This is a genomic window from Streptomyces sp. NRRL F-5630, from assembly GCF_000719475.1.
Lineage (GTDB): Bacteria > Actinomycetota > Actinomycetes > Streptomycetales > Streptomycetaceae > Streptomyces.
This window is the reverse complement of the sequence record NZ_JOGO01000026.1, coordinates 36,801-52,680: the sequence shown is the minus strand read 5'-3', so window position 1 is coordinate 52,680 and position 15,880 is coordinate 36,801. Positions and strand designations below refer to the sequence as shown.

Below are 15,880 nucleotides of genomic sequence, written 5' to 3'. Positions count from 1 at the left end.
CGCGGTGGCACCCCGCACACCACCACGCGCGGTGGCATCCCGCGCATCACGCGCGGTGGCATCCCGCATTCAGACCATCGGCGCGAAGAAATACGTAGTGCGGACCACGAAGAGCAGGTCGTCGTCGAAGCGGAAGAAGTCGGCGAACCGCAGGTCCACCTCGCTGCCGTCCTTGAGCGTCCCGCGGAACCGGCCCTCCACGGCGGCCTCGCTCGCGCCGACCACGAGCGCGACCACCGTGTGGCTCCCGGAGTCGATGACGCGCCGGCCCCGGTAAAAAGCGTCGAGGCCGTCCCGTCCGACGATGGGGTCGTAGCCGGGACGCTCGTACACCGCGCTGTCGGCGAAGAGGCCGACGACTCCCTGGACATCGCCGTCGTCCACCAACGTGTAGTAGCGGCGGACTCGTTCGGTGATCTGGTCCACCTCGAAAGCGGTCATGCCGTGTCCTTCCGGTCATGGTGGCGCTCGGCGCTCCGCGCCAGGGGGAGCCGGCCGACGCCGGCGAAGGGGGAAGCGGGGCCCGGCCCGCGGGGTGCGCGAGCGGAGCCGGCAGTCAACAGGCGAACGGCCCGGCTGCGTGAGTGCCGCAAGACTAGACATACTCCGGCCCGTTCCGGCAGCCCTGCGAGCGAAGAAGACCGCACCGCGGGCCCACGACAAAATCCGCTTCCGCCCACCGCGCCGTAACGGTGGGTCCCACCGAGGACCGGCCCCGGACCCGCCGTGAGAATGAGGGCCTGACGGTGGAAGGACCACCGTGCCACGACACCAAAAAGGACGGTGGGACAGGTGAACCCGTTCGACGACCCGGACGCCACCTTCCAGGTCCTCGTCAACGACGAGGGCCAGCACTCGCTGTGGCCCGCGTTCGCGGACGTCCCGGACGGCTGGACCGTCGCACACGACAAGGACAGCCGCGAGGCGTGCCTGGCCTACATCGAGAAGAACTGGACCGACCTGCGGCCCAAGAGCCTGATCGAGGCCATGGACGGCTGAGCCCGGGCCCCTCTCTCCCGGCCATCGCCAGAAGATGCCCCGGCCCACCGGCGTCCGGCCCGCACTCCCACCGAGGCACCTTCCCCGAGGAGCGCGCATGCGACACGACACCCTCGTCGACGCCATCGGCAACACCCCGGCCGTCCGGCTGAGGGTGGACGCCGCAGACGGAGTCGAGGTCTACGCCAAACTCGAACTGCTCAACCCCTACGCCATGAAGGACCGCGTCGCCCGCCGCGTCATCCTGGAGGCCCGCCGCACCGGCGCCCTGCGCGAGGGCGCCCCCATCGTGGAGAGTTCCTCCGGCACCATGGCCCTCGGTGTTGCCCTGGTCGGTACCTATCTCGGGCACCCCGTCCACATCGTCACCGACCCTCGCATCGACCCCGTCACCCTGGCCAAGCTCCGGGCGATGGGGTGCAGCGTGCACGTCGTGGAGGCGATGACGGCCCAGGGCTGGCAGAGCGCCCGCCTCGAACGCCTCGCCGCCCTGATGCGCGACCTGCCGGGTGCCTGGTGGCCGCGGCAGTACAGCAACCCGGACAACCCGGCCGCCTACCGCACCCTCGCCGACGAACTCCGGGACGACCTCGGCACCGTGGACGTCCTGGTCGGCTCCGTCGGCAGTGGCGGCTCGCTCTGCGGTACGTCCGCCGCACTTCTGGAACACTTGCCCGACCTGAAGGTGGTCGGCGTCGACTGCGTCGGCAGCGTGCTGTTCGGCCAGCCCGACCTCGCCACCCGCAAACAGAGCGGACTCGGCAACAGCCTCTACCCCGACAACATCGACTACCGGCTCATCGACGAGGTCCACTGGCTCTCCGACGACGAGGCGTTCGACGCCACCCAGAGCCTCGCGAGTGAACAGAAGATCTTCGCCGGCAACACGTCCGGCTCCGTCTACCGGGTCCTCACCCACCTCGCGGCCCACGCCCGGCCCGGAACCCGGCTCGTCGGCATCATGCCGGACCGCGGGGACCGCTACGCCGAGACCGTCTACCGCCACGAGGCGACCGGCCCCCTCGCCACCTCCCCCTCGGAGGTGGCCTTCGGCACGACCGTGCACCACTGGTCCTACGCGGCGATCCCGCGCGAGAACCGCCCCGTACTCGTCTTCGTCGAGTCCAACACCACCGGCACCGGCATGCTGGCCCTGCGCACGGCGACCCGCCTCGGCCTCGCCCCGGTCCTCCTGACCAAGGACCCCGCCCGCTACGCGGGACTGGAGGACACCGGCTGCCCCACGGTCCTCTGCGACACCGAGGACGAGGCGGCCCTGCGCGCCGCCGTCGAGGAGGCCGCCGCGGGACGCACCCTCGCGGGCGCCACCACCACAAGCGACTTCTACCTCGCCCAGGCGGCGGCGTTGGCCCGGTCGTTCGAGCGCCCCGGACATGCCGCCGAGACCGCCGCACTCTGCCGCGACAAGGCCCTGAGCCGCGCCGCCCTCGACGACGCGGGCGTGCCGCAGCCCGCCTACGCCGTCGCCGAATCGGCCGCAGCCGTGGCCGACGCCCTCGCCCGCGTCGGACTGCCCTGCGTGGTCAAACCGGCCGACGGTTCCGGCTCGCAGGACGTGCGCTGGTGCTCCGACGAGGCGAGCGCCCTCGCCCACGCCGCGCACATCCTCGCCGCCACCGAGAACGTCCGGGGCCAGCAACGGGCGGGCAAGGTGCTCGTCGAGGAGTTCGCGCAGGGGCCCGAGTACAGCGTGGAGATGTTCTGCGCCGAGGGCGAGGCAGCGTGCGTGGGAGTGACCCAGCGGACCACCACCGCACTGCCGTACTTCGTCGAGACCGGGCACCTGTTCCCCGCCGTCCTGTCCCCGGTGGCCGAGGCGGAGCTCGCGGAGTGCGCGCGGCAGGCACTGAAGGCGATCGGCTTCGCGCTCGGCCCCGCTCACGTCGAGCTCCGGTTGACACCGGACGGCCCCGTCGTCATCGAGGTCAACGGACGTCTGGCCGGGGGCATGATCCCCGAACTCGTCCGCGCCGCGACCGGCATCGACCTCCTCGACCAGCAACTCCGCGCCGCTACAGGCCGCCCCCTCGTACGGACCGCGGAGGGTGCCCGCCACGCAGGCATACGGTTCCTGACGGCGACGCGGACCGGACGGCTGACCGGCGTCACCGGTACCGCCGAGGCCGCCAGCGTGCCCGGCGTCGAATCCGTCGTCGTCACCGGAGCCCCCGGCCGGGCGGTCCGCCCGCCCCAGGACGCCTACGACCGACTGGGCCATGTGCTCGCCGTCGGAGCGACCCCGCAGGAGGTCGAGACCGCCCTGGACAGGGCGACGGCGCTGATCAGGGTGGAAACCACCCCGCTGCCGTGACGATCGCGCACCGTCGAGGGACCGGTCGGCGGCGCGGCCTGCGAAGACCGCACCGACCCTCTGGCCACGGGCCGCCGGACCCGGGGACGCGCCGCGCCTTCGCACAGACCACCGTGCCGCCGCTCACCTTCGTACGAGCGGCGGCACGGTGGTCGGGGTATCAGTCCCTCCCCCGGACGCCGTGAGGCTGCCCTGCGGACGACCTCGGGGAGGGCCGGTGATCTCTAAGCGCCCCTCAACTGGGGCGTGACAGACCCGCCACCGACGGACGGCCCTCGCAGCACCTGCCGGGGATCGAGCAGCCGCCGCAGCGCCACCGTCGCTGTCGGCACGGACGCCTCGGAGACGTCCGTCCGCCGCTGTGCGGCCCACGCCGCGATGTGGGCCCGGGACCGCAACCCCAGCGTGGTGCGGATGTGCCGGATGTGCGTCTCCACCGTGCGCACGGACACGTGGATGCGCGCCGCGATCTGGCGGTTGGTCAGCCCCTCCACGACGAGCGCGGCCACGTCCCGCTCCCGCCTGCTCAGGGGATGGGAAGCCGCCTCGTCCTGCGGTTCGGCCGAGTCCTTTCCGAGCGCCAGGCACAGCGCCTGCCGCCACGGCATCGCCCGGCCGGCCTTCAGCCAGGACTCGGCCCGGCCCACCGGCACCGCCCGCAGCGCGGTCTCACGCGCCTGCCCGACTTGCCACCGCCACCAGCCGCTCTCCGGGCACGCCCCCTCGCGTACGCGCTCCGCCACGCCCAGGAGCCGCAGGGCCCGCTCGAACCGGTGTCCGCGGATGGCGACGATCGTCAGTCCCTCCAGCGCTCGGGCCGCGTCACGATGGTGATGCGCGCGGCAGCGCAGCGCCTCGGTGAAGTGCTCCTCCGCCCGCTTCAGGTCGCCCTTCTCCAGGGCCAGTGACCCGGCGGTGGACAAGAGGGCGCTCAGTAACTGCGGGGCCACCCCGTCGCGCAGCACGGTGAAGGCCAGTCCGAGTTCGCGTTCGGCGGTGGACGGGTCGCCGTCCTCCAGGCGGTGCCGGGCGAGAGCGCCCCGGCTCAACGCCACGAGGGTGTCGTGCCGGGACCGCAACCCGATCACCAGGGACTCCTCCAGGTCGTCGACCGACGCCCGGCGCTGGTCCAGAGCCTGGCGCAGAGTCCCTCGCACGAACAGCAACCGCCCCAGCAAGGACGAGGGGCCACGCCGTCGTTCCTCCCGCACGGCCGCGTCGAGCCGCCGCGCCGCCGCGTCGGGCTCGGAGCCCTGAGCGGCAAGGGCCGTCGCCTCCAGCGCCACGCTGCGGTACGCGGAGTCCGGCGTAGCCACCTCCAGGGCATGCTCCACGAGCCCGGCCACCTCGGCGTTCCGTCCCCGTGCCCCCTCCACCGCGGCCAGCGCACCGGTCAGCAGCAGTTGGCGCTCGTCGGAGCCCTCGCCGAGGCGTCGTACGGCGTGCAGCAGATTGACGCGCTCCCCGGCCAGCCGCTCCAGCGTGGCGAACGGCACCACGGCCTCGCTCCGCAGAGGAAGGGACATCGTTGTCAGCCAGCTCGTCAGCCGCTCGTACGTCGCTGCCTCCTCACCCTCGGCGACAAGCAGTTCCCGCCCGAAACACTGGAGGGACTCCAGCATGTGGAATCGGGGCTCCCCCCCGCTCGTGCCCGTATGCGGGACGATGACGGACTTCGCCTCAAGGGCGATGAAAAGTTCCGGCAGCGCGGCCGCTGTCCCCGGCAGGTCAGCGGTGACCGCCGTGGCCGCCTCAAGGCCGAAACCGCCCGGCAGGATCGACAGCCTGCGCAGCAGAACCTGTTCCGCGGGCCGCAGCAGTGTGTACCCCCACTCCAGCGCGGCGCGCAGACTCTGATGACGTTCCTCGGCGAGTCGCCAGCCGTTCGTCAGGAGCGCCAGCCGGTCGTGCAGCCTGGAGCGGAGTTCGGCCGGAGGGAAGACCCGGACCAGCCGGGCGGCCATCTCGATGGGCAGCGGCAGCCCGTCGAGTCGCGCGCAGATCTCGGCCACGTCGTCGGCGTTCTCCCGGCTGAGCCGAAAGTCCGGGGCGACCGCGCGGGCGCGGTCCATGAAGAGGGAGACCGCGTCCGAACGCAGATTGTCGGTGAACGAGGTGACGGCTTCGGGTGCGCCGAGCGCCAGACCGTGCACCGAGAACACCGCCTCGCCGGGAAGTCGCAGCGGCTCCCTGCTCGTGGCCAGGACACTCAGCCTCGGTCGCCCGGGAAGCAACTCCGTCAGTACGGTTCCGCAGGCGTACAGCACGTGGTCGCAGTCGTCCAGGACGAGCAGCCGGTCCGGTGCCGAGGCTGCCGCGGTTCCCCCGTCCGGTTCGTCGCCGAGGGCGTTGAGTATCCGTCGGCGCGCCTCGTCGGCGTCGGTGACCGCTCCCAGCCTCACCACGGAGACCTCGCTCCGGCGGCGGCGTGCCTCCTGGCCGGCGACCTCCAGGGCCAGCCGCGACTTACCCACCCCGGCGGGCCCGGTCAGCGTCAGCAGCCGCACCTCGTGCAACAGCCGGATCAGCTCCACCAGTTCGTCGGTGCGGCCGACGAAGCTGCTGAGCTGGGTCAGGAGTTCGCCGTTCAGCCCGGTGTCCATGGCACCTGACCTCTGCCGCAGCCGGTAGGAGCGTTGACGGCAGGCGTTGGAGCAGTAGCGGGCGCGGGCCTGCGAGGTACGGGTCTGCTTGGTGGGCGGCAGGGGGGTTTCGCAGGTGTCGCACGTGACAGTCGTGGGGGTGGACATGGCACACGCCTTTCATGAGGGTCGGCGGCCGCAGGGGGGTGCGGTGCTTCGCAGGACGGAGCCGCCTCTGGTCAGACAGGGCGCAACTCGCTTTTGAAGCACGGATGGTGTGCGGCAGGGCGCCGGGACGGCACGGGGGAGGGGGGAGGGCACCTGCCCGGGGATCAGGGGAGGGCGTCCAGTGCGCGGGCGTACGGTTCGGGCGCGACCGGTCGGTCGCGAAGGTGAACGGACGGTCGTGAAGGTGGATGGACGGAGTGCCGTCCGAGACGGCTGCGATCCGTGGGTTGGCGCGTGCGGCCGGGTCAGGTCACCCTGATCGAGCCGGAGCTGCGCGCGCTGCGGTGAGGATGCGAGGCATATGTGGGGCGGGTGATCACCAGCGGATACCGTTCTTCTCCACTGCACACCGCCGGGGGGAATGGGAACGAACGCCAATGCGTGGGGTAGTCGCTTCGCTCCGATTGGTTACCTTCGAAGCCTAGGAATGGTGCGCGCTGGGGTCAAGCAATGCTGTGCTTATGCCCAAAATCCTGGGGATGGACGGCCGAGGTGGCGGCGTCCGTTTGCCCTTCTGCGCTGCCCGGTTCGTGCCCGTTCTGAAATCCGTTCACGCGCTGCTCGGGGCGTTGGGGCGCCGACGAGGATGCCGAGAGAGCCCGTTTCCCCGTACCGAGCGAGCCGGAATGTCTCCGTTTCTCTGTCAAACGCGGAATGATTCTAGGGTTTTTCCCAAATGTGACCGGTCGGCTGTTGTCCTCAGATGAGTGAGATGCCGGACTGGGCTGTCCGGCGTTCGACGCCCGCTGGGCGCCTAGGAGTCCCGAAGTCCCGGACACGTGAGGGCCGTTGGCGTCACGCCCCAGTGCGATGCGCGGTAGCGCGGACTCGGCGTGGACGCGTGCGGAGCCCCTCACCCCTTACCGCTGCCTGACCTCGCTGGTGGGGGCCCGCTGGCCCGACTCGGGGCCGAGACTCGTCGGTGATCTCGCACCCCTGGACGACCCCTGGTCGCCGCAAGCGGCTTCTGACCGGACTGGCTACGGCGACGGACTCACCCCTTCTCGTCCACGGCGTAGACCATCCAATGACGCAACACGTCCGGGATGTTGCCCGCGCGCTCGGTCACGACCGTGAAACCTCGGGCGCCGAGCATGCTGACGATGGTTTCCAGTCGACCGTCGAGGTCCTGTACTTCGATCACGCACTGCCGGATCCGTCGCCAGTCCGAGTCGTCGAGGCCTTCCAGGACCTCCAGTTCCGAACCCTCGACGTCGATCTTGAGCAGGTCGATGGGCCCCTCGGGCTCCCACTCGCGCAGCACGTCGGACAAGCGGAGCACGTCCGCCTCCACCTCGACGGCGCCCAGGACACGTTCCACCGCTTCCGGGCCGAACTGCTCCTCGACCAACCTCTTGTTGAGCTCCTTCTCCTCCGGATGCCGTGTGGAGTTTCCGGGCAAGGCCGGGAAGTAGGTGAACGAAACCCGCTCCTCTCGGCGCCGGCCCAGTGCTGCCCTCACCACGCTCACATCAGCCGATCCGCACCCGCTGAGGTTCCGCAGGAGCGCCTGGTGGATGTCGGGGATGGGCTCGAGCGCCAGGACGCGCGCATCCGGGCATTCCTCGACGACGAAGAGCGAGAACATGCCCACGTTCGCCCCGACATCCACGACGCGCGCGGATCCGGGAAGGTGAATGCCGTGCTGGAGGTAGTCGCGTTCAACGAACACCTCGTTGTAGATGAAGTGCATCTCGGAGAAGAGCGCACCTTCCGCGTAGGGCGCGAAGACTTGAACCCCTTCGGCGACCTGGACGGGGCGAATGTCGGCCATTGCTGCTCCCTGGGTCGTGGTTCACGGCGTCCGTAGCACCTACCCCACTTCGTGCGTCAAATCGCCTTTGGTGTAACCCTTGTTGTCGGCACACCTCGTCGCCAGTACCGTCCGGAGCATGAGCCACGTCGCCATGGTCAGCATCGCCCACCACGGGCATGTGAATCCGAGCCTGGGAATCGTGCGGGAGCTGGTCCACCGAGGCCATCGAGTGAGCTACGCCATTCCCGACGAGGGGGACTTCGTCGAGAGAGTGCGCTCCACCGGCGCCGAGCCGCGCATCTGGAGGTCGACGCTGCCGGCGGCCGGGGACGACCCCGCGAAGTGGGGCGAAACCCGGCTCGACGTCGCCGAGTTGTTCCTCCGCGACGCCATCCAGGCCCTCCCGCAGCTCGAGACGCTCCATCAGGACGCTCCGGACCTCGTGCTCAGCGACTTCTCCGGCTGGGCGGCACAGGTCCTGGCGCACCGCAGGTCCATCCCCTACGTACAGCTCTGCCCGCAGCTGGTGCCGTGGGAGGGGTACGAGGACGAGGTCGGCGCGGCGCTGGCCCGGGAACTGAAGTCCTCCGAGCGCGGACGCGACTACTACGCGCGGTGGCGTTCCTGGCTCGACGCGAACGGTCTCGAAGGCGTCGACCCCGACACCTTCATGAGCCGCCCACCGCGCGCGCTCGTCCTGATCCATCCCGCTCTCCAGCCGCACGCCGACCGTGTGGACACCCGCCGTTACAGCTTCGTCGGGCCCTGCCAGGGCGACCGGGCGGAGCACGACACCTGGAGGCGCCCCGACGAAGCGGTGGGCAGGCGCATCGCGTTGGTCTCACTCGGCTCCAACTTCACGAAACGACCCGCCTTCTACCGGGCCTGCGCCAGGGCCTTCGCCGCTCTGCCCGACTGGTACCTCGTGCTGCAGGTGGGGAGGCAGGTGACCGCGGAGGACCTCGGTCCCCTGCCGGCCAACGTCGAAGTCAGCCACTGGGTCCCGCAACTCGGGGTGTTGCGGGAGGCCCATGTCTTCGTCACCCACGCCGGTGCCGGCGGTGCTCAGGAGGGGCTGGCCACCGGCACCCCGATGCTCTGCGTACCGCAGGCCGGCGACCAGTTCGACAATGCCGCCATGCTGGTCGACCTCGGCGTCGCCGAACGTCTCGACACGGACGACGCTAGCCCCACGGCGCTGCGCACCGCCGTCCAGCGCCTCGCCGACGACCCGTCCGTCGCCGCCCGCTGCGCCGACCAGCAGAAGCGGGCAGCGACGGACGGGTCCCAGCGGGCGGCGGATCTTGTGGAAGCCGAACTGGCGCGCCCCTCGTAAGGATCGAGGCGCGCGGGATCGGCGAACGGGGGAGAGGGGGAGAGCTGTGGCCGGGACCGCGTGGGCGTCTTCGCCGCCCGCGTGCTGCGCGTAGGGTCCCCGTTCCAGTCGCGCGGCGGACGGGTTCTCTCAGGCCCGGCGGGTGAGTGCCGTTCCGGGATCCTGGGTCCCGCCGGTCTCGTGTGCCCTGGCGGGCTCGCCCGCCTCGGTGCCGGCGTCGGCCGGTACGGTCCGGTCCTGGCTCCCCTGCCCGGGGAGCGCGGCGACCACCTTTACCTCCAGGAGGAACGCCGGTGCGCAGAGCGCGGACACGCCCACCAGCGTGCTCGCGGGTGCTTGCCCGACACCGGCCCGCAGCGGCCCGAAGATCGCGGGCAGCAGCTCCGGGGCGCAGTCGACGACGTAGATGGTCTCGTCAATGATGTCGTCACGGGTGGCGCCGACTGCGGCGAGCGCGGCGTCGAGGTTGCGGGCGATCTGTGCCGCCTGGGCCCCGTGGTCGCCGAGCCCCACGGGCCGTCCCCGCTCATCCCAGGAGACCTGTCCGGAGAGATGCGCGAGCCGCCTTCCGTCGACGGTGACGACCGGCGAGATCTGGTCGGACGGGTTGTGCACGGACCGCGGACTGACGCGGGTCACCGACATGATCAGCTCCTTGAGGAGGGCGTACCCGCCCAGGCGGTCAGCGCCTGGAGACGTTCGTTGCGGCGCGTGGCGTGGTCGGCGGCACGGGTGGCCCACGCGACGTGGCCGTCGGGGCGTACGAGCACCTCGGTGACCCCGTCGAGGTCGGCGTGCTCGTCGTACTTGTCGACGGATACGGCCGTGACCCTGGACGCCCGGTCCGTGGCGACGGCCTCCCGCAGGGAGGGGGAGGGGTCCTCCGCCAGAGCGAGCAGAACGAAGCGGCCCCGGGCGAGGAGTTCGTACACCCGTGTCGCCGCCGAACCGGCGGCGGTCAGTCCCACATCAGGCATACGCCGCCCCACCAGAGGGTGGGCGCCCAGGTCCGCCGGTGGGTAGTGGGTGCCGAGCGCGGAGACCTGATCGGCGAGCCGGCGGTTGACCTCCGCGATGCCCAGCAGCTGGTCGAGGAGCGACCGCAGGGCCGCGGCCGGGCGCCGGTACCCCGACATCAGCGTCAGCTCCGCCAGCAGCGTCTGGACCTCGGTGTTCTCGGTCACCGACCGGCCGACCGGCCGGCGCTCCGCGTCGTAACTGTCCAGCAGCCCGGGCGGGGCCCAGCCGTGCACCGAGCCGGCCAGTTTCCACCCCAGGTTCATGGCGTCCTGGAGCCCGGTGTTGAGCCCCTGGCCTGCCGCGGGGAAGTGGATGTGGGCGGCGTCGCCCGCCAGCAGGACCCGCCCCGAGCGGTAGCTCTCCGCGAGCCGCGTGGCATTGCCGAAACGCGACAGCCAGTCGGGCTCGGCGACCCCGCAGTCGGAACCGGTGATCCGGATGAGCGAGGTACGGAACTCCTCCAGGGTCACGGGCTCCCGGGACGGGACCCGCATCCGCTCCGGATCCAGGCAGACGAAGCGGGTGAGCCCGCCCTCCAGCGGCGCGATGATCACGCCACGGGCCCGTGCCGCGTCGAGCGCGCCGGGCCGCGGGTCGACGACCGCGAAGTCCCCGAGTATGCCGGTCAGGGTCTCGTCCGTGCCGGGGAAACCGATCCCCGCGGACCGCCGTACGAGGCTGCGCCCGCCGTCGCACCCGACCGCGTACAGGGCACGTACGGTCTCGGTGCCGCCGCCGGGGACGCGGGTCTCCACCTCGACCCCGTCGCCGTGCTGGCTCACGCCGAGGATCTCGTGGCCCCGGCTGATCTCCACCCCCAGCTCGTGTGCCCGCTCTTCGAGGATCGCCTCGGTGCGCGCCTGGGCCAGGAAGAGGGTGTAGCGGTGCCGGGAGTCGAGGGGACGGAAGTCCAGCTGGGTGGGCAACCCCGCGAAGTGCCAGCCCGGCACGGTCCGGCCGAGCGGGAGGAAACGGTCGAGCAGCCCCCGCTGGTCCATCAGTTCCACGCTGCGCGGGTGCAGGCTCAGCGCACGCGAATGGCGCTGCGGTTCGGTGCGGCGCTCCAGGACCCGGGTCCGTACGCCCGCCAGTGCCAGCTCGCAGGCGAGCATCAGCCCGGTCGGCCCGGCGCCTACGACGATCACGTCAGTTTTCATCGGAGATGGCCTCCTCTATTTAGTGAACGCTGTTCACGTGAACGGTGTTCAATATAGTGGGGTCCATGAGCGCACCGTCAAGCCCGGCCAGGGGGCGGCCTGCCCGCCTCAACCAGGCCCGCACTGTCCAAACCGCCCTCGACCTGCTGAACGAGTCCGGGCTCGACGCGCTGACCATGCGCAGGCTCGCCGATGCGATGGGTGTCCAGGCTGGTGCGCTGTACCGCTACTTCGCGACCAAACAGGACCTGCTCACCGCCATGGCCGAGCACATGCTCGGCGGTGTCGCCGACGCCACCGGCCCGGCCGAAGACGGCGACTGGAGCGAGGCAACGGCGCGCCTGGCCCGCGCACTACGCACGGCCCTGCTCGCCCATCGCGACGGCGCCCGCGTCTACGCCGGTACGCACTCGACCGGCCCCAACACCCTGGGCTTCGCCGACGGCCTCATCGGGGTGCTGCGTGCGGCGGGCTTCAGCGATGGTGAAGCGGCGCGGGCGCTCTACGCGGTGTCCCACTTCACCGTCGGCCACACCCTGGAGGAACAAGCCGCCCTCCGGACCGAGGACGGGGGGCCCGCCAACGCGGAGGTCCTGCACGAGGCGGTGGTGGAGGCGGGGAGGTATCCGCACCTCGCCGCCACCCTGCCGGTGCTCACCAGTACGGACTTCACGGCACACTTCGAGTTCGGGCTGCGGCTGCTCCTGGACGGACTGCGTGCCGTCCGCCGGTGAGCCCGGTGGCCGTTCCCCCGGCGGTCTCCGCAGGCGCGTTCGTGCTGGGAGGCGTCCACGGCGGTGACCCGCGCGCCGAGGGCGATGAAGGCGGGCGCACAGGACGTGGGCCTGCCGATGCACGGCCCGCGCCACTCGCCGTCGGTCAGTGTGAATGCCGGCGCCGGGGTGCCCGGCGCTGCGGTGCGCGGCCCCGACCAACGGCGGGAATGACGTGGCGGTAGGCCCGGGCCTCGCAGGTGAAGAACACCACCGAGGGCGAGGGCGAGGGCGAGACTTTCACGTACCAGCGGCCCCGCCCCCTTCCAGTTCCCACGCGGGAGCGTTCCCCGTAGTGAGAGGCGTCGCGGACGTCCGTGACGGGTCCGCGGCGCTCCTCTGCCCAGCGACGCCGCACCGCCGCGGGCGGGGGTTTCGCCTTCCTCATACCGCGTACCTCGCGTTCGGGTGCGCGGCGGGTGCCTGGTGGCTGCGGCGGTCGGCGGGGCTCGGGGACGGGGCCCAGTCTGCTCCTGGAGCGCGTGTGGTCAGCGGTCTTGTGAGAGGCGAAGGAGTTCGGCGAAGGTCCCGCCGGCGTGCACGAGGTCGTCGTACCGGCCCTGTTCGGTGATCCGGCCGTGTTCCATCACGATGATGTGGTCGGCGATCCTGGTGTTCTCCAAGCGGTGGGTGACCACGATGGTGATGCGGTCGGCGGCGATGGCCTTGATCTGCTCGAAGATCTGGTGCTCACCACGCGGGTCCATCTGGGAGGTCGGCTCGTCCAGGACCAGCAGACCCGGGCGGCGGTACAGGGCCCGGGAGCACGCGATGCGCTGCCACTGTCCGCCGGACAGCTCCGAGCCGCCGAAGACCTCACGGGACAGCAGGGTGTCCAGGCCCGCGGGGAGGTCGTCGACGGCTTCGCGCAGGCCGACCGCGTCGATCGCCTCCCAGACCGGAGCGTCGTCGTAGGTGCGGGGCTGGCCAAGAGTGACGTTCTCACGGAGCGGCATCGGCCACTGGGCGAAGATCTGCGGTACCAGACCGGTCTGCGCCCACACGCTTGCCGGGTCCACCTCGGCCAGGTCGGCGCCGTTCCAGAGGACCTTGCCCTTGTCGGCCACGTAGATGCCGGTGAGCAGACGGGTGAGCGTGGACTTGCCCGAGCCGTTCGCTCCGACGATCGCGAGGATCTGGCCGCGCTCCAGCGTGAGGGAGACGCCGTCGACTGCGGGCTTGTCCTTGCCCGGGTACTGGTAGACGGCCTCCTCGAGCCGGATCTGCTCGACGCGGTCGCCGGGCCCGCCCGAGCCGCGCCGGGGGGAGCGGGCGGCGGTGTCGTCGAGGAAGGCCTGCATGTCGCTCAGGTAGAGGCTGGTGTGGAAGACCGCGGCGCCGTTGATGACGACCTGGGAGAGTGCGGCGAGCGTGGTCTGTACGGCGATGACGGCCGTGGCCGCGACGGCCAGTTCGATCCGGCCCGAGATGGCCAGCCACGCCAGCGTTCCCCAGGCCGCCATCAAGAACACCCCGCCGGTGAGCGCGGAGAGCAGGGCGATGCGCAGGGTCCGCGGGGCAGCGGCCAGGGTGCGCCGGTCGCACCGGTCGGACAGGGCCCGGTACCAGTAGACGAGGTAGTCGGTCATCGAGTTGGCGCGGACCTCGTCCCCGTACTTCGACGTGGTCGCCCACCAGCGCATCATGCCGCGCACGTTGCGGTCAGCGATATTGGCGTAGTGGATCTCGTAGTCGACCCGAGCTGTCAGGACCGCTCCCGCTCCGGCCGGCAGCACGGCGAGCAGGAGCAGTGGCAGCATCAGCGGGTTCAGCACCGACAGCACTCCGGCGGCGGTGACCATCCGGATCAAGGCGGAAAGGAACCGCTGGGCATCAGTGACCATCACCTGAGTGCGGATCACCCCCATCTCGGCCGCCTCGTGCCGGTCGGAGAACCCCTCCTCCGCGTACGCGGACGCTTCCACCCGGCACACCGCCTCGACCAGTGCGCTGTCCGTCTCCGTGGTCAGCCGCGGAGTGATCCGCCGCTCCGCGTACGTGGCCACCGCCGCCGCGCCACGGCCCAGGGCGGCCGCGAGCGCGACCACCACCAGCGCGGGCACGGCTCCGTGCAGCCGGTCGCCGGCCGACCCGTCGCCGAGAAGGGGCTTCATGGCCCGGGCGGTGGCCGTCAGCAGCACGGCGGCCGACACGCCGGTGACCACTTGGGAGCCCAGCAGCAGTTGCACGGCACGCCGGTCGGTCCGCCATGACAGCCGGGCGATCCGGCTCAGCACGGCGGGGATCTGCCCGCACATTCTCCGGAAGGAGACCTCCGCAAGCGGGTTGACGGAGTACTGCCCGCTGTAGGTGATCTCCGCCGGCGGTGGCGGGGGAGGCGCGGTGGCCTGCTGTTCGTTCGTATCGGCCGAGGTCAACGTGGGTCCCCCTTGACGTTCGTCCAGCGTGGTCATGAGGCTCAACGACGCAACGGGGATATCGAACACATGTGTTTCGGTCGGCCCTGAAAGCCCGGAATAGAGCGGGCGGCGGCGCGTGGAGGGTGCACCGACCCAGCTCCCGCAACAGGAGCGCGAAGGCGGGTGGTTGGCCGAATCGCCGAGGAGGCTATGCGCAGATGCGGGATAGGCGCGCTGGCCCCCCGGCTCGCGCCCGGCTTGGAGAGTGCGAGCCTCCCCGTGCGCCACGACCACCCATCGGGGACTTCCGTTCGACGCGCATCTCTCGAGATCGGCAAGACAACAGTTTCCACCACCGACGTGGAGGGTCTGGATTGGCGGCGGTGAGGGCGGCGGGTCCATGACCGGTGGGCGTGGTTCGGTATCAGAGGGTTCGGGCCGCAGCGGCATTGCGAAGGAGTTCGGCGAAGGTCAGGGCGGCGGGGGTGGGGGAGTGGTCGGCCATGCGGACCAGGAGGATGCGGCGGATGGGGGCCGGTGGCTGGAGGGGCAGGACGTTGACGCCGGGGCGGGTGCCCTCCAGGGCCAGGGTGGGGGCGAGGGCGACGCCGATGCCGGCGGCGACCATGGCCTGGGCTTCCTGGTAGTCGTGGGCCTCGTAGGCGATGTGGGGCTCGAAGCCGACGGCACGGCACCCTCGGACGAGGGCCTCGGCCACCGGGTGATGGTCGGCGCGGGTGATCCAGGGGTCGTCCGCGAAGTCGGCGAGTGAGGCGGCGTCACGGCCGGCGAGGGGATGGTGGTCGCTGACGAGAAGGGCCGGCGGGTCGTCGAGGAGCGGGGTGACGACGGTGTCCTCCCGGTCGATTCGGCTCCAGTCGTAGTCCCACATCAGCGACATTTCGATCTCCCGGTTCTCCAGCATGGTCCAGAGTCCGGCGATACGGGCGCTGCGTACGGTCAGCCGTACGTCGGGGTGGGCGTCCCGGAAGGCGATCACGGCCTGCGGGAGGAGCGAGGCGCCAACGGTGGGGAAGGTGCCGATGCGCAGTGTGCCCGCGCGCAGTCCCGCGTAGTCGGCGAGTTCGTTTTCCGCGGCCCGCAGTTCGCGTTCGATCCGGTGTCCTCGTTCGGCCAGCGCCCGTCCGGCGTCGGTGAGGGTGACGCCCCGGGCGTGCCGTTCCAGGAGGGGCTGTCCTGCATCCGTTTCCAGGCGGCTGATCTGCTGCGACACCGCTGACGGTGTGTAGTTGAGGGCGCGGGCTGTCGCGGTCACCGAGCCGTGCCGGGCGACCTCCGTGAACAGCAGGATGCGCCGCGCGTCGAGCATGCCACCA

At 71.2% G+C, this 15,880-nt stretch carries 11 protein-coding genes; 4 read left to right on the top strand and 7 right to left on the bottom strand.

The window, feature by feature from the left end; all coding sequences use genetic code 11:
• Positions 1 to 69: 69 nt before the first annotated feature.
• Positions 70 to 441 carry a nuclear transport factor 2 family protein gene (locus IF99_RS0114795; RefSeq protein WP_030996938.1) on the bottom strand — a complete coding sequence of 124 codons (372 nt, stop codon included), beginning with the start codon at positions 439 to 441 and terminating at the stop codon, positions 70 to 72.
• Between the two features lie 351 nt (positions 442 to 792).
• Here IF99_RS0114795 and IF99_RS0114790 point away from each other — a divergent pair, with 351 nt between their 5' ends.
• On the top strand, positions 793 to 999 hold the full coding sequence (locus tag IF99_RS0114790) for an MbtH family protein (RefSeq protein WP_030996937.1): 207 nt from the start codon (positions 793 to 795) through the stop codon (positions 997 to 999).
• Between the two features lie 97 nt (positions 1,000 to 1,096).
• The gene (locus IF99_RS0114785; protein WP_037826969.1) at positions 1,097 to 3,331 is read left to right on the top strand and encodes a pyridoxal-phosphate dependent enzyme; all 2,235 of its coding nucleotides are present in this window, start codon (positions 1,097 to 1,099) and stop codon (positions 3,329 to 3,331) included.
• 224 nt (positions 3,332 to 3,555) lie between these two features.
• Here the strand turns inward: IF99_RS0114785 and IF99_RS0114780 are convergent, their stop codons facing one another.
• Both IF99_RS0114780 and IF99_RS0114775 read right to left on the bottom strand, forming a co-directional pair.
• The gene (locus tag IF99_RS0114780) at positions 3,556 to 6,081 is read right to left on the bottom strand and encodes an ATP-binding protein (protein ID WP_158716598.1); all 2,526 of its coding nucleotides are present in this window, start codon (positions 6,079 to 6,081) and stop codon (positions 3,556 to 3,558) included.
• A 1,054-nt stretch (positions 6,082 to 7,135) separates the two neighbouring features.
• Positions 7,136 to 7,915, bottom strand: coding sequence for an FkbM family methyltransferase (locus tag IF99_RS0114775; protein ID WP_030996934.1), 780 nt, complete (start codon positions 7,913 to 7,915; stop codon positions 7,136 to 7,138).
• A gap of 118 nt (positions 7,916 to 8,033) precedes the next feature.
• Here IF99_RS0114775 and IF99_RS0114770 point away from each other — a divergent pair, with 118 nt between their 5' ends.
• Positions 8,034 to 9,233, top strand: a complete 1,200-nt coding sequence (locus tag IF99_RS0114770) for a macrolide family glycosyltransferase (RefSeq protein ID WP_234340707.1) — start codon at positions 8,034 to 8,036, stop codon at positions 9,231 to 9,233.
• A 129-nt stretch (positions 9,234 to 9,362) separates the two neighbouring features.
• Here the strand turns inward: IF99_RS0114770 and IF99_RS0114765 are convergent, their stop codons facing one another.
• Positions 9,363 to 9,878 carry a RidA family protein gene (locus IF99_RS0114765; RefSeq protein WP_078655098.1) on the bottom strand — a complete coding sequence of 172 codons (516 nt, stop codon included), beginning with the start codon at positions 9,876 to 9,878 and terminating at the stop codon, positions 9,363 to 9,365.
• A 2-nt stretch (positions 9,879 to 9,880) separates the two neighbouring features.
• Positions 9,881 to 11,410, bottom strand: a complete 1,530-nt coding sequence (locus IF99_RS0114760) for a monooxygenase (protein ID WP_030996931.1) — start codon at positions 11,408 to 11,410, stop codon at positions 9,881 to 9,883.
• Between the two features lie 65 nt (positions 11,411 to 11,475).
• On the opposite strand from IF99_RS0114760, the gene IF99_RS0114755 reads away from it, so the two are divergent.
• A complete protein-coding gene (locus tag IF99_RS0114755; RefSeq protein ID WP_030996930.1) occupies positions 11,476 to 12,144 on the top strand; it encodes a TetR/AcrR family transcriptional regulator in 669 nt (222 codons plus the stop codon).
• 527 nt (positions 12,145 to 12,671) lie between these two features.
• Here IF99_RS0114755 and IF99_RS0114750 read toward each other — a convergent pair.
• Positions 12,672 to 14,561: an ATP-binding cassette domain-containing protein gene (locus tag IF99_RS0114750; protein ID WP_030996929.1), complete on the bottom strand. Its 1,890-nt coding sequence runs from the start codon at positions 14,559 to 14,561 to the stop codon at positions 12,672 to 12,674.
• A 406-nt stretch (positions 14,562 to 14,967) separates the two neighbouring features.
• Positions 14,968 to 15,873, bottom strand: a complete 906-nt coding sequence (locus IF99_RS0114745) for a LysR family transcriptional regulator (RefSeq protein ID WP_030996928.1) — start codon at positions 15,871 to 15,873, stop codon at positions 14,968 to 14,970.
• Positions 15,874 to 15,880 lie beyond the last annotated feature (7 nt).

Coding starts and splice junctions, on each gene's coding strand:
- IF99_RS0114785 (WP_037826969.1), top strand. CDS start 1,097: ATGCGACACGACACCCTCGTCGACGCCATCGGCAACACCCCGGCCGTC.
- IF99_RS0114770 (WP_234340707.1), top strand. CDS start 8,034: ATGAGCCACGTCGCCATGGTCAGCATCGCCCACCACGGGCATGTGAAT.
- IF99_RS0114765 (WP_078655098.1), bottom strand. CDS start 9,878: ATGTCGGTGACCCGCGTCAGTCCGCGGTCCGTGCACAACCCGTCCGAC.
- IF99_RS0114795 (WP_030996938.1), bottom strand. CDS start 441: ATGACCGCTTTCGAGGTGGACCAGATCACCGAACGAGTCCGCCGCTAC.
- IF99_RS0114755 (WP_030996930.1), top strand. CDS start 11,476: ATGAGCGCACCGTCAAGCCCGGCCAGGGGGCGGCCTGCCCGCCTCAAC.
- IF99_RS0114775 (WP_030996934.1), bottom strand. CDS start 7,915: ATGGCCGACATTCGCCCCGTCCAGGTCGCCGAAGGGGTTCAAGTCTTC.
- IF99_RS0114780 (WP_158716598.1), bottom strand. CDS start 6,081: ATGTCCACCCCCACGACTGTCACGTGCGACACCTGCGAAACCCCCCTG.
- IF99_RS0114745 (WP_030996928.1), bottom strand. CDS start 15,873: ATGCTCGACGCGCGGCGCATCCTGCTGTTCACGGAGGTCGCCCGGCAC.
- IF99_RS0114760 (WP_030996931.1), bottom strand. CDS start 11,410: ATGAAAACTGACGTGATCGTCGTAGGCGCCGGGCCGACCGGGCTGATG.